The 21305-nt window shown below is 49.2% G+C and carries 21 protein-coding genes and 1 pseudogene; 20 read left to right on the forward strand and 2 right to left on the reverse strand.

Translation table 11 applies throughout. The features are described from left to right. The first annotated feature begins 339 nt into the window (after positions 1-339). The 3 genes from AC3WQH_RS23500 (at position 340) to AC3WQH_RS23510 (ending at position 3246) form a co-directional block, all read left to right on the forward strand. Complete coding sequence (locus AC3WQH_RS23500) at positions 340-1233, forward strand: hypothetical protein (protein ID WP_007786241.1); 894 nt, start codon at positions 340-342, stop codon at positions 1231-1233. A 149-nt stretch (positions 1234-1382) separates the two neighbouring features. After that, complete coding sequence (locus AC3WQH_RS23505) at positions 1383-2405, forward strand: hypothetical protein (RefSeq protein ID WP_005836871.1); 1023 nt, start codon at positions 1383-1385, stop codon at positions 2403-2405. A gap of 346 nt (positions 2406-2751) precedes the next feature. Then, complete coding sequence (locus AC3WQH_RS23510; protein WP_309479759.1) at positions 2752-3246, forward strand: 2-phosphosulfolactate phosphatase; 495 nt, start codon at positions 2752-2754, stop codon at positions 3244-3246. A gap of 555 nt (positions 3247-3801) precedes the next feature. Here the strand turns inward: AC3WQH_RS23510 and AC3WQH_RS23515 are convergent. Both AC3WQH_RS23515 and AC3WQH_RS23520 read right to left on the reverse strand, forming a co-directional pair. Further along, positions 3802-4854 carry an ABC transporter substrate-binding protein gene (locus tag AC3WQH_RS23515; protein WP_492332278.1) on the reverse strand — a complete coding sequence of 351 codons (1053 nt, stop codon included), beginning with the start codon at positions 4852-4854 and terminating at the stop codon, positions 3802-3804. A gap of 108 nt (positions 4855-4962) precedes the next feature. After that, positions 4963-5799: a helix-turn-helix domain-containing protein gene (locus tag AC3WQH_RS23520; protein ID WP_007786247.1), complete on the reverse strand. Its 837-nt coding sequence runs from the start codon at positions 5797-5799 to the stop codon at positions 4963-4965. Positions 5800-6425: 626 nt separating this feature from the next. Here AC3WQH_RS23520 and AC3WQH_RS23525 point away from each other — a divergent pair. The 17 genes and pseudogenes from AC3WQH_RS23525 to AC3WQH_RS23605 all read left to right on the forward strand — a co-directional run. After that, positions 6426-7202 carry a DeoR/GlpR family DNA-binding transcription regulator gene (locus AC3WQH_RS23525; protein WP_005829019.1) on the forward strand — a complete coding sequence of 259 codons (777 nt, stop codon included), beginning with the start codon at positions 6426-6428 and terminating at the stop codon, positions 7200-7202. Between the two features lie 50 nt (positions 7203-7252). Next, complete coding sequence (locus AC3WQH_RS23530) at positions 7253-8506, forward strand: class-III pyridoxal-phosphate-dependent aminotransferase (RefSeq protein ID WP_492332279.1); 1254 nt, start codon at positions 7253-7255, stop codon at positions 8504-8506. 53 nt (positions 8507-8559) lie between these two features. Continuing rightward, positions 8560-9585, forward strand: a complete 1026-nt coding sequence (locus AC3WQH_RS23535) for a phosphotransferase enzyme family protein (RefSeq protein ID WP_007786252.1) — start codon at positions 8560-8562, stop codon at positions 9583-9585. Between the two features lie 61 nt (positions 9586-9646). Further along, entirely contained in the window at positions 9647-11023 is a 1377-nt protein-coding gene (eat, locus tag AC3WQH_RS23540; RefSeq protein WP_007786254.1) for an ethanolamine permease, read from the forward strand. Beyond that, positions 11020-11820 carry an HAD family hydrolase gene (locus AC3WQH_RS23545; protein ID WP_237716690.1) on the forward strand — a complete coding sequence of 267 codons (801 nt, stop codon included), beginning with the start codon at positions 11020-11022 and terminating at the stop codon, positions 11818-11820. Before eat ends, AC3WQH_RS23545 begins: the two co-directional genes overlap by 4 nt. Positions 11821-11824: 4 nt before the next feature. Next, complete coding sequence (locus tag AC3WQH_RS23550; protein WP_005829010.1) at positions 11825-12094, forward strand: hypothetical protein; 270 nt, start codon at positions 11825-11827, stop codon at positions 12092-12094. 74 nt (positions 12095-12168) lie between these two features. After that, entirely contained in the window at positions 12169-13665 is a 1497-nt protein-coding gene (locus tag AC3WQH_RS23555; protein ID WP_081494726.1) for an aldehyde dehydrogenase family protein, read from the forward strand. Between the two features lie 16 nt (positions 13666-13681). Further along, positions 13682-13960, forward strand: a complete 279-nt coding sequence (locus AC3WQH_RS23560; protein ID WP_005829009.1) for a BMC domain-containing protein — start codon at positions 13682-13684, stop codon at positions 13958-13960. Positions 13961-13997: 37 nt separating this feature from the next. Next, complete coding sequence (locus AC3WQH_RS23565; RefSeq protein ID WP_025847348.1) at positions 13998-14273, forward strand: EutN/CcmL family microcompartment protein; 276 nt, start codon at positions 13998-14000, stop codon at positions 14271-14273. Beyond that, positions 14273-14572: a BMC domain-containing protein gene (locus tag AC3WQH_RS23570; RefSeq protein ID WP_005829005.1), complete on the forward strand. Its 300-nt coding sequence runs from the start codon at positions 14273-14275 to the stop codon at positions 14570-14572. The genes AC3WQH_RS23565 and AC3WQH_RS23570 overlap by 1 nt, the downstream gene beginning before the upstream one ends. A gap of 49 nt (positions 14573-14621) precedes the next feature. Continuing rightward, entirely contained in the window at positions 14622-14915 is a 294-nt protein-coding gene (locus AC3WQH_RS23575) for a BMC domain-containing protein (RefSeq protein ID WP_035987689.1), read from the forward strand. Positions 14916-14945: 30 nt separating this feature from the next. Beyond that, positions 14946-15599 carry a phosphate propanoyltransferase gene (locus tag AC3WQH_RS23580; RefSeq protein ID WP_005829001.1) on the forward strand — a complete coding sequence of 218 codons (654 nt, stop codon included), beginning with the start codon at positions 14946-14948 and terminating at the stop codon, positions 15597-15599. Next, on the forward strand, positions 15599-16228 hold the full coding sequence (locus AC3WQH_RS23585; RefSeq protein ID WP_241752853.1) for a hypothetical protein: 630 nt from the start codon (positions 15599-15601) through the stop codon (positions 16226-16228). Before AC3WQH_RS23580 ends, AC3WQH_RS23585 begins: the two co-directional genes overlap by 1 nt. Before the next feature lie 10 nt (positions 16229-16238). Beyond that, entirely contained in the window at positions 16239-16646 is a 408-nt protein-coding gene (locus AC3WQH_RS23590; protein WP_025847357.1) for a BMC domain-containing protein, read from the forward strand. A 38-nt stretch (positions 16647-16684) separates the two neighbouring features. After that, positions 16685-17629, forward strand: coding sequence for a malate dehydrogenase (gene mdh, locus AC3WQH_RS23595; RefSeq protein ID WP_026558517.1), 945 nt, complete (start codon positions 16685-16687; stop codon positions 17627-17629). A 437-nt stretch (positions 17630-18066) separates the two neighbouring features. Beyond that, positions 18067-20487 carry a CRISPR-associated helicase Cas3' gene (cas3, locus tag AC3WQH_RS23600; RefSeq protein ID WP_492332280.1) on the forward strand — a complete coding sequence of 807 codons (2421 nt, stop codon included), beginning with the start codon at positions 18067-18069 and terminating at the stop codon, positions 20485-20487. A gap of 231 nt (positions 20488-20718) precedes the next feature. Then, positions 20719-21003: pseudogene (locus tag AC3WQH_RS23605) on the forward strand (transposase); the annotation flags it as partial. Positions 21004-21305 lie beyond the last annotated feature (302 nt).

The raw sequence follows: 21305 nt of genomic DNA on the forward strand, positions 1-21305 counted from the left end.
TGGTCAGGACAACTTTCACGATAGAGGAACATCTACGTTTTTTCAATGTCTAGCACGGGTTATGGTGATGAATCAAATATTTTACAAATATACAAGTCACCTATAAACCGTTTGGTACAGGATTGCAGCTATTCCGAAAATGGCAGTCAACTTCCGAAAACTTGTATGACTGGCAACTAGTGCGACAGAAGTGCTGGAAGAGAGTGGAGAAAATTCTGCATGAACCATAAAAGGAGGAAAGGAGTGAGGTGGAACGTTTGCTGATCGACGCTGCGACTTTACCATTTTGTCTACTCAAGCAGCCGTAAGTGCGGATTTTTTTAGAAAGGGGATCATTTTATGAAAAGAAAGTTACCTGCATTTTTAGTTGTTGCCATGTCGGCTGAGTTATTTTTGAGTTCGGTTGAAGTATCTGCTCGTGAGGACAATACGATTCCGCAGTACATGTTACCTGGCACAGTATTGATTTATGATGATAATCTTCAGATTGTCGTAGAAAAAGGCGGGTATCCCAATTTCGATGTTAGACAAGTTTCCAGGAATTTGGATGGACCGCATATTGCGAAAATTCCTGAAGATGCGACAGAAGAAGAAGCCAGGCAGATTGAGCTTGAGAATGAATTGGCAATAAAAGCGTTTCAAATGAGTGTGGCGGGCGATTATATTCAAGCACCTCTACCTGAAATTTATCCGGGAATGAAAGTAGTTTACGATGAAGTTACGGGCGAACTAAACAACATTTATTATGCGGATGAAAACGATCCTTCTGGTTATTCCCTTCATAATGAGCCGGTTTCAGCACTGAATCGTAATGCCAATTCGAAAAAAGCGGTTCCCAGTGCTGCTAGCAATGTTCAGTGGAAATGGGGGAAGGATGATCGAAACGTATTGACGTATCAGGCTGGTGACGACAGTTTTCTAGGAACAGGCAGAGCGACTTATTTTACTGGTTCAATCGGCAATAGAGATAATAAGCTGAAAAACTATGATTGTGCTACTCATAAAGAGTATGATTATTCTAAAAAGGGAGATAAGGATATTACAATAAGAAATTTAGATACAGATAAAGCCTTTACTTTTTATCAGGCATCTGTAGGGACTTTGCCTGATGCTATTATCGATATTTGGGGATTAAGCAATTTGCAAACGGTTGCGGGGAATACAAGAGATACTTCAGTGCCTAATGTACGGTATTACCATAAGAGATTTTCGGATCAGAGCATACCTAGATAGTCTTTTATTAACCGCGAGCCGACATGCCCATTAATGTTGTTAAGATTTAATTTTTTTCATTGATATACGCTGTTCTTTTAGAAGTAATGGCGTATACCACTCCAACAAGATATCATTCAAAATCTTTAGCTTAGGAGTAACGTTTGAATATGAAAAAGAGAATGATAACGCTTGGCAGCATCATCGTTGTTATTATTTTAGCTATCATTGCTATAAATCAACATACACTTGAGGGTAATGCAAAAAGAGAATTAAAGGAATATTTGCACATAACAGCTACAGTTTATAATAATGGAAAAAATGATGCTGACGGGGTTTCTTTAGTGTTGTACCTTTATTCGATTCAGGATCAAAAAATGTCGGAAATCTTGAGGGTTCCTGTAGATCCTGGGTATCCGGTGGCTTTTGCAGATCTTCGGAACAATAAAGTGTATTTTAGCGATAGCGTTACAGGTGACGAAGTTGATAATTTGTATGAATATAATCTAAAAACGAAAGAAAGAAAACAATTAACCTTTGGCAAGTTTCTTTTCAATGATTTGTTTATAGTAGATAACAAAATGATTACAAACGTTGCACCGCAATTCGTTACCGTTACTCAACCGGCTATTTTTGATCGGACGACGAGAGAATTTACTTATCTAAATCCAGACGACGATGACACCTGGTGTTTCTCGTTGTCCTATAATTATACGACGAAGAAGTTATTAAGCCTTACTGCTTCCGATTCCGAAATGAGAACACGTAAAGTTACGGAAGTTACACATATTCGACCAAAAACACTCTATTTGATGGATTTGGATTTTGGACATTATCAGCCGATCTACCATACGGACCAATTTGAAATCAGACTCACCAGGCAGCTTGATCGAAATAGAATCTTAATGACATACGATCCATTTATGGGTTCGTCCAAACCCAGGACGCTAAAAATATTGTATATCGACAGTCAAAAGGTCGAAGATTTTGATGTTCCGGGTATTAAGGAAGTGAAAACTTTTTACCCGAGGGATAATACGGAAGGCTTGTTTGTTCTAGGAAGGGATGCCAATAACCAGTATGGACTTTTTTATTATGATATGGCTACAAAGAATCTAAGCAATGTATTTGAAAATTACCCGCTTCCTAAGGATCATCACAGTTTGGTCGATTTTGTATACAGTATGGATTGAATCGAGAATTGCGCGCAGGCTTCTTTATCGGCAAAACTTTGAGCGTGTCCGTACACGTTCATGGGGGGAATTGTAGAGTGACCTAGCCGTTCAGAAAAGGATTGTAGCATCGACTCCTTGAGTAATCAGAACAGTCGTGCTAATCTGAGCGGAGAATGGAAGGGTGTGTAACGTAGTCCGCCATTTTGCAGAGTGACCGGAAGTGCAGGTCATCGCCCATCAATCTTGGTCCAACTATGCGTTGGCTTTCGTATCCAATGGGCAACGCAGCAAGTAAAAAGCTTGTCCATCTTTACTGTGTATTTTGTTTACCGTAATTTGATATTCGGGGAAAAAGGAGAGGAAAATGGACGATTTAACTTTTTTCCAACAAACTGGCGCAGATGTGCGCTTTGATTGGGGGTATGAAGGAGTAAGGACACTAGCGGCTCTATCGGATATCGTGGTGATTATTGATGTTCTTTCCTTTACGACATGTGTAGATGTTGTATTGAATCGAGGAGGAACAGTCTTTCCATACCCGTCAAAAGGAAAGGCAGCTGGTGAGTACGCAGATCAAGTCAATGCGATAGTAGCAGGCAAACGCGGCGAACCGATCTCGCTTTCACCGTATGAGCTTTCAACGATACCGTTTGGGAGTCGGATTGTACTGCCTTCTCCAAATGGAGCGACGTGTTCATTCCTTGCGAGAGAGTCAAAAGCAACAGTCGTGGCGGGATGCTTGAGGAATGTATCGGCAGTAGCCAGTTTTGCAAGGCAAAGTGAGGGGGTTGTGTCGGTAATTGCTTGTGGCGAAAGATGGCCCCAGACGGGAGCTTGCGCCCGGCATTTGAGGATTTGATGGCAGCAGGAGCAATTTTAAGCCAATTGGAAGAGCAGCGATTGTCTCCAGAAGCCTTAACTGCTGTCGTAGTATTTGATGCAAATGAAAGACAAGCTTCCACAGTGGCTTGTTAAAACGGGCTCTGGTCAGGAATTGATTGCAATGGGCTACCAGGATGATGTAACGATCGCGTCTGAATTTGACGTAAGCAAAATAGTCCCCATTCTTAATCAAGATGGGGCGTTTACACCTTATCCAAATAAAGATGAATAAGCATAGATTCGGAGGCTGACCTAGCTAGCGGCACGTTATTTGCCAATGAAGGGTTATGTTTTTCCTGAAAAGGAATCCATGGTTATGATTGGTTTTGGGCAAGGAGGAGTAATTGAAGCTGCTGATGAAGTTTCTACATCTGTAGCCTATGATCTCCCGGTTATGACCAATAGTTACGAGAGTGGATGCCCTTATCGGCTGTCGCTTCCGTGCCTTTGAACCAACGCAAAAAAGGCCGCAGCGCCCCCTCACGGCAAACGCCACAGCCTTTTCCCTACTACCTCCTACATCCCAATTTCTCTATCTCCCCAACGCCTCAAGCACCGCTTTAACCCCATACATATTCCCGATCGGGCCGTACCCAAGGGCAAGCTCGCCGTTGATTCCGTACACATGCTTGTTTTGCACGGCTTTTAACTTGCTCCACACCGCTGTGTCGTCCCACTCATCCGTCAGGGCGGGGATGGTCTTGTCGCTGTAATTGAAATAGCCGAGGAACAAATAGTCGGGATTCAGCACACTCAAACCTTCGAGGGTGATTTGCGCCCCTTCCTGCATATCCAGATTGGCAGAGGTCGGAGGCTTCAGGCCCATGCCTTCATAATAAGGCTTCAAATAATTCGTGCCCTGCAGCCACACTGCTTTGTCGCGAACTTGCACGAAGGCCACCGTTCCGTCCAGGCCCGCCAGCTTTTCCTTGGCGCTTTGCAACTGTGCCTGATAGTCGGCAATATAGCGCTTTGCTGTCTCTTCCTGGCCCAAAATTTCACAGAACTTGGTGACAAGCGACTGCCAGTCCGACCAGACGTTGATCGTCTGCTCGTCGATCACGACGGTTTGCGCGATTTGCGGCAGGGAGGCCAAAATCTCCTTGTTGACGTCATTGCCGGCGATAATCAGGTCGGGAGCGTAGTCGAGCAGCGCCTCCATGTTCACCTGGGTGTTTTCGCCGACGATTTTCAGCTCCTGCACTTTCTCTACATACGGCTTGTAGCTGTCCGAATGCAGCACGGACTGTTTTTCGGTAAACGGCAGCGCGAGCGCGACCGACGGAACATCGAACAGCAGCAAGGAATCCGCGTACCCCCAATGGACGACGGCAACCTTTTTCGGCTGCTTTTCAATCGTCACGTCTCCGTTCGCGTCCTTGATCGTACGGGGGAACGCAGCGGGCTCCGGGGATGTCGCCCCGGACGTCGCTGCCGGGGCTTGCTGCTCCTGAGACGGGCTCGTTTTCGCGCTCTGGTCGCCGCCCGATGCGTTCTGATTCGGGGTGTTCGCGCCGGAACAAGCTCCAAGCAGCAAAATCAAACATAACAGACTGACCATCATAGCCCATGACTTTATTCGCATTCCTCGTCAGGCATCCTTTCTGTGTGCATCACATTTGATAATGATTCTCATTGACAAATATGAATGTACCACGTTCCTTGCCCCATGAAAATGGAGGAATTCCCGACTTTACGATGGACGATTTCTTCTGAGGTACAGCCCTATGCGGCCTGGTGAAACGCCTTTGTGCTTCTTGAACAGCCTGCTGAAGTAGTAAGCGTCAAGATAGCCAACGCTTTTGGCGACGGCGGATACGGAAAATTGTCCTGTCAATAGCAACTCGTGCGCCCGATTCATCCGGTACTGGATCAAATAGTCAATCGGGCCAATTCCCACGTACTTGTGAAACAGGTAGGAAAAGTATTTCGCCTTCATGCCGTAGCGGTTGGCCAGATGGCCGAGCGAAAGCGGCTGCGCATAATTTTCCTGAATGTATAAAATCGCCTCGTCGATCAACGCATGGCTGTCTTTGTTTTGATGAAGGCGTTCGGACTGCAACACCTTGTTCAGCAGGTGGTAGAACAGCGTTTTTTTACCCAGCAGGCCCATGCTGTCTGGGGCAGAAGCCGTCTTCAGCAGTTGCTCCAGCAGTTGATGCAACTCGGGGTCAAGCGGGGCATGGAGCAAGGACACGTCTGTCAATCGCCGCGTATCTTCCCCATGCGGACTGACGGGCAAGTAGTGCACGAGGCAGTATTCGAATCCGTCCGGGGCAGTCTGAATTTCCAGCCGCTTGTTCAGCCCGCCGAGCAGCACCTTGCCCGGCTCCAGCGTGTATCGTTCGGTTTCATCGAAGCGAAATTCGGCCTGTCCCCGCAAGCAGACGATGACAGCGCACTTGGTTGTCGGCTGGTTGACATGGCCGTCGTAGATCATCCCGCCCGCAAGCTTCGTCCGGTAGACGCCGTGCACCTCCAAGGCTACTTTCGCGAGGTCCTGCGCCAGCTCTTCGTAGAAATTCGCCATGCCATCATTCACCACCATTCTTCAACGCGATCGGCCTTGTACCGTCGCTTTCCAATATACATTTTCACAAGTCGGGCGTAAAGCAAGCTCATGATCCCCGTTTGTCTGCGAGGCAACAGCAAGCCTGTCTTTGAACGGTAAAGAACCCAGGCGCCTGTATTCAGGTCATAGAGATGGCTGGTTGTTGCTTGCCGTCACTGGCGTTGGTTGCCAGGAGTCAGAGAGGAGAGCAACAACAGATTTTGTATAATTTATAATTTTCTAAAAATATTGACGAGGTAAAACGGGCGTGATATTATCTTGTCAAAACCACATGAATAATCAACATACAACATTGAAGTGCAGGAAATACTGAACAATTTTTGTGGAATCATCATCTTCTAGAGTGGAATCATGCGAAAAAACGGAAAAGGAGTCGTGAGGATGATCCGTGGCGGATGAGGCAGTTGTTGTTGCAGACTGGAACGGCAGCGCAGCTACACGCGTTGGGGACAACAAGAGCGAGAGACGTTGACTGTAATAAATAGACAATGTTATCATCAATGCAATTCCACATTAATCAACAAAGAATAAAGCGGATGCTCCAACTGTGGCCGTGTGGAAAAAACGTAGCAGGTGATGAAGTCATGTCTCTATCATTTGAGGATCGTAAAAAAACAATTTTAAAAACATTGGAAAGAGACGGGAAAGTACAGGTCCGTGAACTGGCGGAAATCCTTCAAGTCTCTGGCGAAACGATTCGGCGCGATCTGGATAAGCTCGAAAAAGAAGGCATGCTGAGAAAAGTTTATGGCGGCGCTGTAAAAGAGAAAACTTCTTCCTGGGATAAACCTTTTGAACAGCGAGCGGCCATGAACGAAAAAGAGAAACGCTCCCTTTGCAAAGCGGCAGCAGAGCTTGTCGAGGACGGCGACAGTATCATGATTGGCTATGGAACGACCACGCTGGAGATCGTGCGTTTTTTGGCGGACAAACAGAACGTCACCATCATTACCCAATCCATCCCGGTCTTGCTTCTGGCTCTCGAAGTGTTCAAGGGAAGAATTATTTTCATCGGCGGGGAAGTGGAGCGCGTTCAAAAATCGGCTGTCGGCCCTCTCGCGGAAAGGATGCTGGAGCGTCTGAAGACCAACAAAGTATTTATTTCTGCAAGCGGGATCTCGATGAGCGACGGCATTACGGACTACGACCTGGACGGGGCCAACATTTCCCGCAAAATGATGGAGCGTGCGGAAGAGGTCATTGTTTTGGCTGACCATACGAAGTTTGGAAAAACCGATTTCGCCTACATTTGTCCTCTCGTGGATGCGTCCATGATTATCACTGACAAAAGCTGCTCGGAAGAATGGAAAAAAATATTGGCCGAGAAAGAGATCGAGCTTTTGATTGCCGAGGATATGTAAAGAGGCCAGCTTTTGGCCGTAAAAAACTGCTGAAAATGGGGAGAAGACGAATGCTTAGATTCGGTGATAAAGACGCTGTGCTCAAAAAGTCCGTCCAGTGGTGGAACCCGGGAAAAACAAGGCAATGGCAAAAAGACGGGATCGATCTGGTCATCGGAAAGCGGGAAGGTTACTACCTGTACGACATGAACGGGAAGCAACTGATGGACCTTCATTTAAATGGCGGAACATTTAACCTTGGGCACCGGAATCCCGAAATTATTTCTACCTTAAAAAATGCTTTGGATGAATTTGATATCGGGAATCATCATTTTCCCGCGATCACGCGTGCGCAGCTCGCCGAAGAACTCGGAGGGTGCACGCCAAATAGTCTGAAGTATTCGATTTTTTCCAGCGGAGGAGGGGAAGCGATTGATGTAGCTTTGAAATGCGCCCGGTACGCGACGAAACGAAAAAAAATCGTCTCCGTCAAATTTGCTTATCACGGTCATACCGGATTGGCTGTGTCGCTGGGGAATGAGCGTTATTCCCGGCCGTTTTTGGGAGAAGGAGCGCCGGGGGAATTTATCCATGTGCTGTTTAATGATGTCCAGGCTATGGAAGCCGCGCTTTCCCGTGAAGATGTCGCCTGCGTCATTATGGAAACCATTCCGGCCACATACGGCTTCCCGCTGCCGGAAAAAGGCTATCTGTATGCGGTGAAGCAGCTCTGCGAAAAGTACGGCTCCTTGTACATAGCCGACGAGGTGCAGACGGGCTTGCTGCGTACAGGAAAGCTGTGGGGGATCGAGCACTATGGCGTAGAGCCGGATATTTTGGTCACGGCAAAAGGGTTTGGCGGCGGGATTTATCCGATTGCAGCTACGGTCGTGAGCGAGAGAGCAGGACAATGGATGAACGAAGACGGCTTTGCCCACATCTCGACATTCGGCGGTTCCGAGCTGGGCTGTATCGTAGCGTTGAAAGTATTGGAAATCTCCCAGCGAAAAGAAGTCATCGAAAACGTCGACTACGTATCCCGGTATTTGCGCGCAGGGCTGGAAACGATCAAAAAGCAAAATGCCGACTTTTTCGTCGGGATTCGTCAGTTGGGCGTAGTGATGGGGCTGGAGTTTGCGCAGCCTGAGGGAGCAAAACAGGTCATGCGCGCGCTCTATAACAATGGCGTATGGGCGATCTACTCGATGCTCGACACGAAAGTGCTGCAATTCAAGCCAGGGCTGCTGTGCGACCAGAACTATTGCGATGAACTATTGTCCCGTTGCGAGTTGAGCATCAGACAAGCTGCGCGTGCTTTGGTGTAAAAGGTTTGGTTTGTCCGTTATCATCCCATTTTAGGAAGGGGCAGTGCAGGAAGATGAGCCATTCAAGTGCAGAGCTGTGGAAAGAGCATGTGGAAGTTTTTCATCAGGTTGCCAAACATGCCATTCACTCCTATCCAAACTTGTCGCAAGCGACGGTCGATCTGTTGAATTACTCAGAGAACGCTACCTATTTGGTAAAAAACGTCCCCACTGCCGAAAAATACGTATTGCGCGTATGTCGCCCCGGCTACCACACGAAAGCAGAGATCGAGGGGGAGGTTCACTGGATCAGCTCGATCTATCAGGATACTTCCGTCGAGGTATCTCTGCCGATCGCAGGAAAAAACGGCGAATACATTCAGACGGTGCAACTGGACAGCGACTCCCAGGAATATTGCTGCGTGCTGTTTACCTTTCTGGAAGGCGAGGCGCCGGACGCGCATAACGAGACAGAGCTGGTCAAACAATTTGAGCTGATCGGTGAAATTTCAGCGCATTTTCATCAGCATGCGATCGACAACTGGGCTGCATTTCGCGAGATCAAGCGTCCTACGTGGGATTACGAAACAATTCTGGGAGAAAGGCCGATCTGGGGCAGATGGCAGGATGGGGTAGCGATTACGCCAGAAAGACTGCACCTGTTTCAACAAGTAGCGGATATCATCAAGCCCCGGCTGGACCGTTTTGGAAAAGACGCAAACCGTTTCGGCCTGATTCATGCCGATTTGCGCAACACGAACCTGCTTGTCCTGGACGAACAAGTGAAAGTGATTGATTTTGACGACAGCGGGTTCGGGTGGTATCTTTTTGATTTGGCATCGTCCTTGACTTTTATCGAGCATAAACCGTACGTGCCTGACCTGATTCAAGCCTGGCTCAAAGGATATCGCAAAGTTCGAGCGCTGTCGAAAGAAGAAGAGCTGGAAATCCCTACGTTTATCATGATGCGCAGACTGCAACTGATCGCCTGGATCGGCAGTCGGGAAAATGAAACGACGAGGGAGCTGGGGGGTGAATACACGGAGCAGACGGACGCTTTGGCAAGACAATATTTGGAATATTCAAAAAGATTCTTTTGATTTTCGAGTCACATTAACCTTGCAACAACTTCTTGAACAAGAATGTGAGGGAGATGACGGTATGAGCAAGCAATTGGAACTGAAAAAGACGTTGTCCGCTTTTCATCTGTGGGTAATCGGGGTCGGCATCGTCATTTCCGGAAACTATTTCGGCTGGAATTTCGGTTTGGCGGCTTCGGGGTACATCGGAATGCTGATCGCGATTGGCGTGATGGCTGTGATGTATTTGTTCATGTGCTTTGGCATCTCCGAGCTGTCCACGGCTTTGCCGTATGCAGGCGGGCCTTACTCGTTTGCCAGGCGGGCCATGGGGCCATTCGCCGGCTTTTTGACAGGCATCGGTGTGATTTTGGAGTATTTTATTGCCGCGCCCGTAGTGGCGATCGGGATTGGGGCTTATATCAACTTCCTGTTTCCGACGATCAATCCGATTTTGGCAGCCGCCTTCATGTACTTATTTTTTATGATCGTCCACATTATCGGAGTAAAGGAATATGCGAGTCTGGAAACGATCCTCGTCTTTATTGCGCTGGGCTTGATTGTCCTGATGTATTTTGTCGGCCTGCCGCAGATTTCTATGGAAAACTTGTTCGGCGCCGAAGGAACGCCGCTGATTCCGGGCGGGATCGAGGGAGTCTGGGCGGCTTTGCCGTATGCGATGTGGCTGTTTCTCGCCATCGAAATGTTGCCGATGCTGTCTGAAGAATGCCGCGATGCCAAAAGGGATATGCCAAAAGGAATTTTGTCAGGAATCGTGACTTTGCTGATTTTGTCGGTTTTGACGACTACGGTTGCGATCGGCTTGAGCGGAATCGACCAGTTGAGCACCGCGAGTGATCCGTTGCCGACTGCTGTTGCCGCGACCTTTGGCAATACGTATTGGTTAGCGCAAATTTTAGCCTCGATTGGTTTGGTTGGATTGATCGCAAGCTTTTCCGGTGTCATTCTCGCTTATTCCCGTCAAATTTTCGCCTTATCCAGAGCAGGATATCTTCCGGCTTTTCTCTCCCACCTGCATCCTACACGCAGGACTCCGTATGCAGCGATCATTTTGCCAGGGATCATCGGTTTGCTGCTGGTCGTCTTGTTCAACCCGAATGATCTGATTTTGATTTCTACCTTCGGAGCGCTTGTGTCTTACATTTCCATGAACTTGTCTGTCATCATCCTGCGCAAAAAAGAGCCGGATCTCGTCCGTCCGTACAAAACCCCGTTGTATCCATTCATTCCGATCGTCTCGCTTGTATTGGCTGTCATTGCCTTGTTTGCCAGCTTCTTTGCGAATTTGACGTTCTTCTGGGTCAGTATCTCGGTGTTTGGCGTAGCGATCATTTACTATTTTGCCTGGGCGAAAAATCATATTAACGTCAACGCGCCGGAAGAACAGTTCAGTCAGGAGAGCAGACAACATCCGGCGAATGTGGAGCTGCAAAAATGAATAAAGAGATCGAACTCGTTTCAATCAAGGAAGGGAGGGGAGCACCGATGCCCGTTTTCGGGGAAGATATCCAGACGTTTTTGTTCGATAAAGACGGAACCTTGATCGACCTGCCGTCGATTTGGATTCCTTGGGCTTACGATATTCACCGACATCTCGCCGAGGTCATGCCCAATTGCCCGTTCAGTCTGGCGGAATTTGGAGATGCCGTAGGGATTTGGGGAGAGGATGAGGTCGACCCGAAAAGTCCGTTAGCGATTGCGAGCCTGGGGGAAATGCAGGCGGTGATCGCGTTCTTCCTGTATGAAAAGGGAGTGGCTTGGGATTCGGCCGTGCTTTTCGCCCGGGACAGCATCCAGTATGCGGACGAAAAGCAGAACAGCTCGGCGGCGATCCGACCCGTCCACGGCGTACGCGAGCTTTTGACAGAGTTGAAGAAAGCAGAGCGGATGCTTGGCGTCGTGACGGCGGATGATACGGAAAAAGCACGGGTGCAGCTAGAACGAGTGGGCCTGGCAGAATACTTCGATTTTGTGATCGGCAGCGATCAGGTTCAGAACGGAAAGCCGTATCCGGACATGGCGTATCTGGCGAGAGATCGTCATGGCATCGCGCTTGGCCAGACGGTGATCGTAGGCGATACGAATGCCGACATGCAACTGGGCAAGAGCGCAGGCTTAAAGGCGACGATCGGAATTGCTGCGAACAGCAGAAACGAAACCGCTCATTTGGCAGAGGCGGATTTGATTGTTACCAGCTATAGCGAATTGCTGGACATGATGAGGACGAGGAGGTGAGGAGATGGATTCGGTTTTGGTAGAAAAGATCACCAGGCTCGTTCTTGCCAAGCTGGAAGAGCGCCCGACTGCGCAGCCACTTACGCCGGAAGAGCTCAGACGCTGGCAGGACATCTCGGCTTCTATACAGGGAACAAAAGCGGCAAACCCTGCTGCCGACGCTGCGCCTCGTCCGCTTTCGCGGGAAGAGCTCAAACGCTGGAACGAGATTACAGCATCCATGCAAGGGACAAAAGCGGGAGGACAGGTCACTTTTTACAGATACAATCAGTAGACGGATTCGCAGGTGGAAAGAAGGGAGGGTTTCCTATTCGCGCATTTGATCGTGATTTGGCGTCGATACAAGAGATGCGGGAAGCGGTGAGCCGGGCAAAGGAAGCGCACGCCAGGTTTCGCGCGTTTTCCCAGGAACAGGTTGATCGCATTGTGAAAAGCATTGCGGAGGCCGCCTACAAAGAAGCCGCGTCTTTGGCCCGGCTCGCGGTGGAAGAAACGGGAATAGGCGTTGTCGAGCATAAAAAGCTCAAAAACGAGTTAGGCTCCATGGGCGTGTACGAATCGATCAAGGATGAGAAGACGGTGGGAATCATCCGCAAAAACAGCAAAGACAAAATCGTGGAAATCGCCTATCCGTTTGGCGTCATTGCCGCGATTTGCCCGACGACCAATCCTACCTCGACCGCGATTTTTAAAACGTTGATTGCCTTAAAAGCGCAAAACGCAATCGTGGCGAGTCCCCATCCTTCAGCGGTAACGTGTACGATTGCCGCGTTGAAAATTTGTCATGACGCGGCTGTCGAGGCTGGCGCCCCGGAAGGGCTGATCGGCTGGATTCCCCAGCCATCGATTGAAACGACGCTCCAACTGATGAAGCATCGGGATGTCAGTCTGATTTTGGCAACAGGGGGAGGGGCGTTGGTCAAGGCCGCCTATAGCTCCGGTAAGCCGGCATACGGGGTAGGACCGGGAAACGGCCCCGTCTACCTGGAGAAGACGGCGAATGTGAAGCAGGCAGTCAAGCTGATTGTCGATTCCAAAACATTCGATAACGGCACGCTCTGCTCGTCGGAACAAGCCATGGTCGTTCATCGGAACATCAAGGAAATGACGATCCGGGAGCTTTTGCACAACGGCGGGTATATGTTGAACCCGGCAGAAAAAGCGAGGGTGGAGAGCGTCATTTCGCCGACAAAGGGGAAGCTGAATCCGGCGATTGTAGGGCGCTCCGCGGACGCGATCGCGGAAATGGCCGGTATTCACGTGCCGGCGGGAACCCGGCTGCTGGTCGCAGAGGAAGATCGGGTCGGAAAGGATGTTCCCTTTTCGATTGAGAAGCTCGCCCCGATCTTGCCTCTCTATACGGCAAACAGCGAGGAAGAAGCGAAGCAGATTTGCATCCAACTGTTGAATCTGGGCGGGCGGGGCCACAGTTGTTCGATCCACACAAGCGATGAAGAGGCCAGTTACCGGTTTGGGCTGGATATGCCCGTGTCCCGTATTTTGGTGAACACGCTCGCTTCCATCGGGGCGGCAGGGGCGACGACTGGTTTGCGCCCGTCGCTGACCTTGGGATGCGGATCGTACGGCGGAAATATTTCCTCCGACAACATTACGGCTCATCATTTGTACAACATCAAACGAATTGCGCACGGAATCAGAGAGGTTGCCATCCCCGTGCCACAGCAAGCGCATAGGGGACGCACGGAGCAAGCTGACAGTAACGATGTGGAAAAGCTGGTGCGCCAGGTGCTCAAGGAAGTCGAAAAGACGGCTCATTCCTGGAATCCTGCTGACGTTTCCAAAATCGTAGAAAACATGGTCGGCCAAATCTTGACCAAACAATGAACAGGGGGAGTAGCACATGGCTGGAGCGATTAATGGCGCGCTCGGAATGATCGAAACGAGAGGATTGGTAGCTTCCCTGGAAGCGGCAGACGCGATGGTAAAGGCAGCGAGCGTTACTCTGGTAGGAAAAGTCCATGTCGGTGGCGGTATTGTCACGGTTTTGGTCACGGGCGACGTCGGTGCTGTCAAGGCGGCGACAGAAGCAGGCAGCGCAGCCGCCCAACGCGTAGGCGAGCTGCTTTCTGCCCATGTCATTCCGCGCCCCCACAATGAACTGGAAATCATTTTGCCATAGGAAATCGCCTCGCAAAAACATCCGGGAGGGCATGTGAATGCTGGTTGGCAAAGTGATTGGGAGCGTTTGGGCGACGCGTAAAGAAGACGGGTTGACAGGATTGAAGCTTCTGATCGTGCAACCAGGATTAACAGAAACGGATCGGCCAGGTCAGCCAGCTTTTGTTGCCGTTGATCGAATCGGGGCAGGGGTCGGCGATCACGTCATGGTGACGACGGGAAGTTCTGCCGCTTCTATTCAGGAAGGGAAGCGACTGCCGATTGATGCGTTGATTATCGGCATTATTGATTCGGTCGATACAGGAAGTGGGTAATGCACGTGACCAAATCATTGGGGATGATTGAAACGCGGGGGCTGGCGACCTCGGTTGCAGTCGTGGATGCCATGCTGAAGGCGGCGGATGTTCGGCTGGTCAATCAGGAAACAGTCGATATGGCGCTGGTGACGGTTTTCATCGAAGGAGACAGCAGCGCCGTCCGCATCGCAGTCGAATCTGGCGCACAGGTGGCGAAACAAACGGGAGCGTTGATCGCGTGTGCTGTCGTTCCCCGTCCGGATAGCGGCACAAGGAAGCTGGCGGAGACACAAGTGAAAAATTGGCGGATGTCCTGATGGCAAGTGCGGCGTCAGGACATGCAAAAATGGCAGGGAGGAATAGCAGATGGCAATGGAACTGACTGCTTTAGGAATGATTGAAACTAGGGGACTGGTCGCTTCGGTCGAGGCGGCGGATGCGATGGTCAAGGCGGCAAATGTGCATCTGGTGGGCAAAGTTCACGTCGGAGGCGGCATTGTCACGGTGTTGGTTCGCGGTGACGTGGGAGCGGTCAAGGCGGCGACAGATGCCGGAGCAGCCGCCGCCCAGCGCGTAGGGGAGCTGCTTTCCTTACACGTCATCCCGCGCCCGCATGCGGAAATCGAAAGCATTTTGCCGCAAATAAAGCCGCAGCTTTAATCCGCGGTTTTTCAAGTGAGGGATGACAAAATGAATGAAAACGTGATCCAATCCATCGTGGAAGAAGTGGTCAGCCAGTTTTCGAAACAGCCGCCAGCGGAAAAAGGGATTCCGCTTGCCGTTTCTGCGCGGCATTGTCATTTGAGCAGACGCGATCTGGAAGCGCTGTTTGGAAGCGGGTATGAATTAACCCCGATAAAAGCGCTCTCCCAGCCAGGGCAATTTGCCGCTCAGGAAACCGTCATGATTGCCGGGCCAAGGGGAGGCATCGAAAACGTGCGGGTGCTTGGTCCGGCAAGAAACTTGACGCAGGTGGAAGTCAGCAAAACCGATTCCATCAAATTGGGCTTGCAGCCTCCCCTGCGGAAGTCAGGCGATATTAAAGGGTCTTCTCCGGTTACGATCATCGGCCCAAAAGGAAGTATTTATTTGCAGGAGGGACTGATTATCGCACAAGCCCATGTGCACATGAGCCCGGCGGATGCGGCTGCTTTTCATGTGAGTGACGGGGAATACGTGCGCATAACAGTGGAGAGTGGACGCGCGCTTTCTTTTGAAAATGTGCTGATCCGCGTTTCGCCTGACTATCGGCTGGAGATGCATCTGGATACCGATGAGGCAAACGCCGGTTTCATCGCAACCGGAGCAACGGGAAAATTGATAAAGTACGCGGGTCTAGCATGATGGACTATGCCACAATCGAAGCGATAGTCAGAGAGATTTTGCGCAAATGGGAGCCGGAGTCTGCCAATAGACCAGATCTTCTCGTGCTGAATGCTTCCGCTGACGGCAGGCTGGACCAACTGGAAAAGCACTGGAATCTCATCAAACTGCCGTTGACGCCGACCCCGATTCCGGAAAATGTGCGCGATGCGGTCTTCCTGGATGCAACACAAGATTTGCTTGTCAAAGGCGCATTGGGCATTGCCGATACGCCGGAGAGCCAAATGTTGTCGACACTCCTTTTACGAGGCTTGCGCATCACGCTCATCCCGTCCGCTGAGTTGGAATGGATGCTGGATGTTTCCGCGGACAAGGCCGCGAATCCAGCGTATGCCCATCACCTTGGCAGCTATAAAAAGACGCTGGAGGGCTTTGGGGTGCGAATCGCTCCATTGGCTGCTCTCGCCGCGAGCGCCTCCCGCGAGCGGATCACTTTTCGGGGAAAACTGTTGACGCAAAGAGATATCGAGCAGATCAAGGAAGAAAAAATCTGGATTCGCAAAACGACGATTGTCACGCCGTTGGCCCGTGATGCCGCACGCGAAAAAGGAAAGAGCATCTGTGTGATCGATGGAACTGACGAAAAATGAGGTGAAAAGCTTGGCCAAGGCATTGGGAATGATTGAGACACGGGGACTGATCGGTTCGGTCGAAGCGGCGGATGCCATGCTGAAAGCCGCAGATGTCCGTTTGGTGAAACAGGAGAAAGCAGATGCGGCGCTGGTCACGATCTATGTGGAAGGCGATGTCGGCGCTGTGCAGGCAGCCGTCGAATCCGGGCGGGAGGCAGCAGCGCGAGTAGGGGAACTGATCGCCTCCCATGTGATTCCGCACCCGGATGACGGAATAAAAAAACTTTTGCAAACGGAAGAAAGCAAGACAAGCGCGAAACCGTCGGGCAATCCGGCCAAAGGGGAAGCCAGGGAGAAAGCCGCAGGAAAAAAGGCAACGGGCAACCAGCAAGCGATAAAGGAGCAAGAACAGTCGCCGCCGGAGTCGGGGGCATAAACCATTTCCGGCCAGAGCGGTAAGCGGGAGGAAACGGCATGGCTTTTACACGCAGAAAAATAGCGGTCATCGGGGCAGGCTTTACCGGCGCGACGACTGCTCTGATGCTGGCGCAAAAGGAGCTTGGCGATATCGTATTGGTGGATATCCCCTCCATGGAAAAGGCGACAAAAGGAAAAGCGCTTGATATGCTGCAAGCAAGTCCGGTGCAGGCGCTCAATGTCCGTATAACAGGCACCTCTGATTATGAAGAGATACGCGGCTGCGATCTGGTCATCATCACAGCCGGAATTGCCAGAAAGCCCGGCATGACAAGAGACGATTTGGTCGCGACAAACGCGGGGATCATCCGCGACGTATCCGAAAAAATCGCCCGTTATGCAGCGGATAGTTACGTCATTGTGTTGAGCAACCCGGTGGATGCCATGACGTACGTCTGCTATCAGACGACCGGTTTTCCGAAAAATCGCGTGCTCGGCCAGTCGGGAGTTTTGGATACGGCGCGCTTCCAGACGTTTGTGGCCCAGGAGCTGAACGTATCGGTTGAAGACATTTCCGCATTTGTCCTCGGGGGACACGGGGATGAGATGGTTCCGCTGATCCAGTATTCCTCGGCAGGCGGCATTCCGCTGGACAAAATCATCCCTGCCGACCGGCTGGAGGCCATCGTCGAGCGCACGCGAAAAGGCGGAGGCGAAATCGTCGAACTGCTTGGAACCGGAAGCGCCTACTACGCCCCTGCGGCTTCCGTCGTGCAAATGGCAGAAGCGATCCTCAAGGACAAAAAACGCATCCTGCCATCCATCGCCTACCTGGAAGGCGAATACGGCTATCGGGACATGTATTTGGGCGTGCCGACCATTCTCGGCGGCAATGGCGTCGAATGCGTGATCGAGTTGCCGCTTTCTGCCACAGAAAAAGCAGCTTTGGATCGCTCGGCCCAGTCGGTGAAACGGACGCTGGGCATGCTAGCGGGGGTGTGAAATAGAAGAAGCTTTGCTCAAGGCGTTGTCCTTATTTTTTAGGGCGGCGTCTTTTTTGTATTAATAAGTATTGATAAGATTCTTATCCAGTATAAGTTATCATGAACGAGGACAGCCTCTGTACGTAACTTCGTAGGTTACTCTGGCTACACGAAAGACGTGTGTACTACACCTATAGAGCGCTGTCGTCGCGGTCTGCCTTTTCTTTGCTGGCCTCAAATGGCTGCAGCTATCTTTTGAATGAAGTTTTGCTATAGAAATACATCCCGTCGACTAGACAGATAAGCGGCCTTGGTCCTGAAATGCATAGATCAAGCGTTATACACTATTTACCAAAAGTGTTATATGATTAATTTTGACATCGTTCTACAAAAAACTAGGTACAGGATGCGTTTCGGTATGGATAATCGCTGAATGATGAAGAGGAGGAGGTAATCATGAAATTCATCGCGCATATTCGTGAAAGCGACAAACAGATACAAAGTGTCGCGGAGCATTTGCTGGGAGTAAAAGCATTGGCGGAATCGATCGGCGAGAAGATAGGCGTCAAGCATATCGCAGGTCTGGCGGGTATGCTTCATGACATGGGAAAGTACACCGAGGAGTTTAAAGACTACATCATAAAAGCCGTGGAAAATCCTGGAGAAGCGCCGAAAAGAGGGAGTGTCGATCATTCGACTGCGGGGGGCAGACTATTATACCAGAAATTTCATACCGGGAATCCTTCCAGGGGAAGCTGGATTTTAGCTGAGGTTGTCGGGAATGCGATCATTTCGCACCACTCCTACCTCCATGACTTTTTAAATAAGGATTTGGATTCTCCCTACTTGCATCGTGTCCGGGATAAACCGTTGAAGGAATACGACAAGTCGATCCAGCGTTTTTTTGACGAAGTAATCAGCGAGCAAGCATTTCATCAATATGTGTTACGTGCAATCGATGAACTGGAAGCTTATCTTGGCAAGCCTTCTGTAGAGAATAGCGAAAGCAAATTGATGTTTCTGACCAAGTTTGTGTTTAGTGCATTAATTGATGCAGATCGTACGAACACCAGGTTGTTTGAGGAAAACAAGTACGAGGAATCCACTCCATGTCGCCAAGACCTGTTTCATACATACTATGAGAGGCTGATGAAAAAGCTTCAATTTTACCAAGAGAAGGAAGAGGCAAAAACACGGATCAACGAACTGAGAAAGGAATTGTCAGACCAGTGTGACAAGTTTGCGGAGAAGCCGTCTGGTATCTATACGTTGTCCATTCCGACTGGTGGGGGAAAGACTTTGGCGAGTTTGCGGTATGCGCTCAAGCATGCCATTCGGGAGAACAAAAAGCACATTATTTATGTAGTACCGTTTACAACAATTATCGAACAGAATGCAGAGGAAGTCCGTAAAATCCTTATGGACGACGAACATATTCTGGAGCACCATTCCAACGTCATAGACGACATGAGCGATGACGATGAGGCCCAGGATGGCATGATTAATGCACGGCAAAAATTGAAGCTGGCCAAGGATAACTGGGATTCACCCATTATTTTTACAACGATGGTTCAGTTTCTGAATGTGTTCTATGCCAGGGGAAGCAGAAATATACGAAGGCTTCACAACTTATGCGAGTCGGTCATTATTTTTGACGAGGTACAGAAAATTCCGGTTTCATGTGTATCGTTGTTTAATTATGCGCTGAACTTTTTGAAATCGCATGGTCATTCCAGCCTTATTCTTTGCACGGCTACCCAGCCGGCCCTTGATTTTGTAGAGCGCCGGTTGGAAATCAGTGCTGACTCTGAAATGATTCAAAACGTGGATCACGTCATTGAAGCTTTCAAACGGGTGGAAATTGTGGATAAAGCAACGGATGAAACTTTTGACACGAACAAGCTGGCTGATTTTATTACCGAGAAAACGGAAGAAGTCCAAAGTATTCTGGTTGTCTTAAACACAAAAACGGTTGTTAAGAGATTGTATCGGCGAGTGGAGACGCTCGATATTCCGCTCTACCACCTGAGTACGTCGATGTGTGCGGCGCATCGAAACCACATCCTTGGGCAAGTGCGGGATCATTTGCAGCGTGAAGAAAAAGTGATATGCATTAGTACGCAGCTAATAGAAGCAGGTGTGGATGTCAGCTTTGATTGTGTGATACGTTCGTTGGCCGGACTGGATTCGATTGCACAGGCGGCCGGCAGATGCAATCGCCACGGGAAAACGGAAATTCAGCAGGTGTATGTCATAGATCATGCAGAGGAGAATTTGGATCGTTTGCAGGAAATCAAGGTAGGTAAAAAACTGGCGCAACAATTTCTTATTGACCTCCAAAAAGATCCCAATCAGCACGGCGGCAATCTATTATCCGTTCACGCGATGGAGCAGTATTTTAGAAAATTTTATACGGAGTTCGGTTCGCGTTCGCTTTTAAACTATTTTATTCGCGGGCTAGAGAAGGACATGACAGAGCTGTTAATGGCAAACAGGAACAACAGCTCATATAACCTTGCGTACAAAGAATCCAAAAGGGAGAGTCTGCCGCTATTTATCGTGAACAGCTACAGGACGGCAGCCGATTTCTTTCAGGTGATCGATGACCAGACAACAACCGTTCTTGTTCCGTACGGAGAGGAAGGAAAAGAGATTATTGCGCAACTAAATGGCGATGAAACGATCGAGAACCTGTCGATGCTACTGCGAAAGGCACAGCAGTATACGATCAGTCTGTTTGCAAATGAACGGGAGCAGCTGAGTAAAAACGATGGGCTCGTAAGCTTGATGGACGGAAAAATACTGGCGTTGAAGGAATCGGCGTACAGCGAGGAATATGGTCTGGATGTTGAGAATGACAGCAAGTTTTTGAAATGAGTATGTTTTGAATGGGAGTAGAACCTATCTGCATGTAGAGATAGGTTCTCGTATCATAAAATATACATTTCAATCCACGCCTTTGGCGACAGTTAATTATAACATAAAAAAATGGTATATTACACGTTCGTATACTTTATTATAAAGTTTGACAAGTTTCGAGGGAAATATTACCATAAAACTATGGTTAGTATATTTCAATCACATCGATAGGAAATGGAGAGGATGTTCATGAGGAAACGTAAGCGTCGGTCATTTACAGACGAGTTCAAGCAACAGGTGGTTCAACTCTACGAGAATGGAAAACCGCGTGCAGATATTTTGGAAGAATACGATCTGAGTGCATCTGTATTTGAACGCTGGGTCAAACAGAGTAGAACCACAGTTTCTTTTAAAGAAAAAGACAACCGAGCGGAGGAACAGAATGAACTCCTTGCGCAACGCAAGGAAGTTCAGCGACTAAAAATGGAGATTAAAGTAAGCAGCGCTGATCTTCGGACGGCAATAACAGTGATTCGAGAATGAGTACACTTTGTCAGCCATCCTCTAAGTGTAAATTGCATAGTAAAGTGCTTAAAGTTCTAGCAATTACTTATGCATATTAGTAACTGGGTTTGACATGGGGAGGTGGGGATGATAGGTGCTTTAGTCATTACAACCGCTCATAACCATAAAGACCCCATGTCAAATCTTTGCATAAATTTGCTTATCGATGTGTGTTGATAAAAATATAATTGTAAAATTAGGATGTGTCTGAAAACTCATTATTGAGTTAGTTTAAAGATGGACGCGACATATACAAACGCTAGGAATGATTT

The organism is Brevibacillus sp. FW301-21C12A (assembly GCF_058788915.1).

What these genes read in the sequence shown, in the direction of transcription:
- AC3WQH_RS23500 (WP_007786241.1), top strand. Translation starts at nt 340, where the DNA reads ATGAAAAGAAAGTTACCTGCATTTTTAGTTGTTGCCATGTCGGCTGAG.
- AC3WQH_RS23560 (WP_005829009.1), top strand. Translation starts at nt 13,682, where the DNA reads ATGGCTGGAGCGATTAATGGCGCGCTCGGAATGATCGAAACGAGAGGA.
- eat (WP_007786254.1), top strand. Translation starts at nt 9,647, where the DNA reads ATGAGCAAGCAATTGGAACTGAAAAAGACGTTGTCCGCTTTTCATCTG.
- AC3WQH_RS23520 (WP_007786247.1), bottom strand. Translation starts at nt 5,799, where the DNA reads ATGGCGAATTTCTACGAAGAGCTGGCGCAGGACCTCGCGAAAGTAGCC.
- AC3WQH_RS23535 (WP_007786252.1), top strand. Translation starts at nt 8,560, where the DNA reads ATGAGCCATTCAAGTGCAGAGCTGTGGAAAGAGCATGTGGAAGTTTTT.
- AC3WQH_RS23565 (WP_025847348.1), top strand. Translation starts at nt 13,998, where the DNA reads ATGCTGGTTGGCAAAGTGATTGGGAGCGTTTGGGCGACGCGTAAAGAA.
- AC3WQH_RS23580 (WP_005829001.1), top strand. Translation starts at nt 14,946, where the DNA reads ATGAATGAAAACGTGATCCAATCCATCGTGGAAGAAGTGGTCAGCCAG.
- AC3WQH_RS23545 (WP_237716690.1), top strand. Translation starts at nt 11,020, where the DNA reads ATGAATAAAGAGATCGAACTCGTTTCAATCAAGGAAGGGAGGGGAGCA.
- AC3WQH_RS23555 (WP_081494726.1), top strand. Translation starts at nt 12,169, where the DNA reads ATGCGGGAAGCGGTGAGCCGGGCAAAGGAAGCGCACGCCAGGTTTCGC.
- AC3WQH_RS23550 (WP_005829010.1), top strand. Translation starts at nt 11,825, where the DNA reads ATGGATTCGGTTTTGGTAGAAAAGATCACCAGGCTCGTTCTTGCCAAG.
- AC3WQH_RS23505 (WP_005836871.1), top strand. Translation starts at nt 1,383, where the DNA reads ATGAAAAAGAGAATGATAACGCTTGGCAGCATCATCGTTGTTATTATT.
- AC3WQH_RS23570 (WP_005829005.1), top strand. Translation starts at nt 14,273, where the DNA reads ATGCACGTGACCAAATCATTGGGGATGATTGAAACGCGGGGGCTGGCG.
- AC3WQH_RS23510 (WP_309479759.1), top strand. Translation starts at nt 2,752, where the DNA reads ATGGACGATTTAACTTTTTTCCAACAAACTGGCGCAGATGTGCGCTTT.
- mdh (WP_026558517.1), top strand. Translation starts at nt 16,685, where the DNA reads ATGGCTTTTACACGCAGAAAAATAGCGGTCATCGGGGCAGGCTTTACC.
- AC3WQH_RS23575 (WP_035987689.1), top strand. Translation starts at nt 14,622, where the DNA reads ATGGCAATGGAACTGACTGCTTTAGGAATGATTGAAACTAGGGGACTG.
- AC3WQH_RS23530 (WP_492332279.1), top strand. Translation starts at nt 7,253, where the DNA reads ATGCTTAGATTCGGTGATAAAGACGCTGTGCTCAAAAAGTCCGTCCAG.
- AC3WQH_RS23585 (WP_241752853.1), top strand. Translation starts at nt 15,599, where the DNA reads ATGGACTATGCCACAATCGAAGCGATAGTCAGAGAGATTTTGCGCAAA.
- AC3WQH_RS23525 (WP_005829019.1), top strand. Translation starts at nt 6,426, where the DNA reads ATGTCTCTATCATTTGAGGATCGTAAAAAAACAATTTTAAAAACATTG.
- cas3 (WP_492332280.1), top strand. Translation starts at nt 18,067, where the DNA reads ATGAAATTCATCGCGCATATTCGTGAAAGCGACAAACAGATACAAAGT.
- AC3WQH_RS23515 (WP_492332278.1), bottom strand. Translation starts at nt 4,854, where the DNA reads ATGCGAATAAAGTCATGGGCTATGATGGTCAGTCTGTTATGTTTGATT.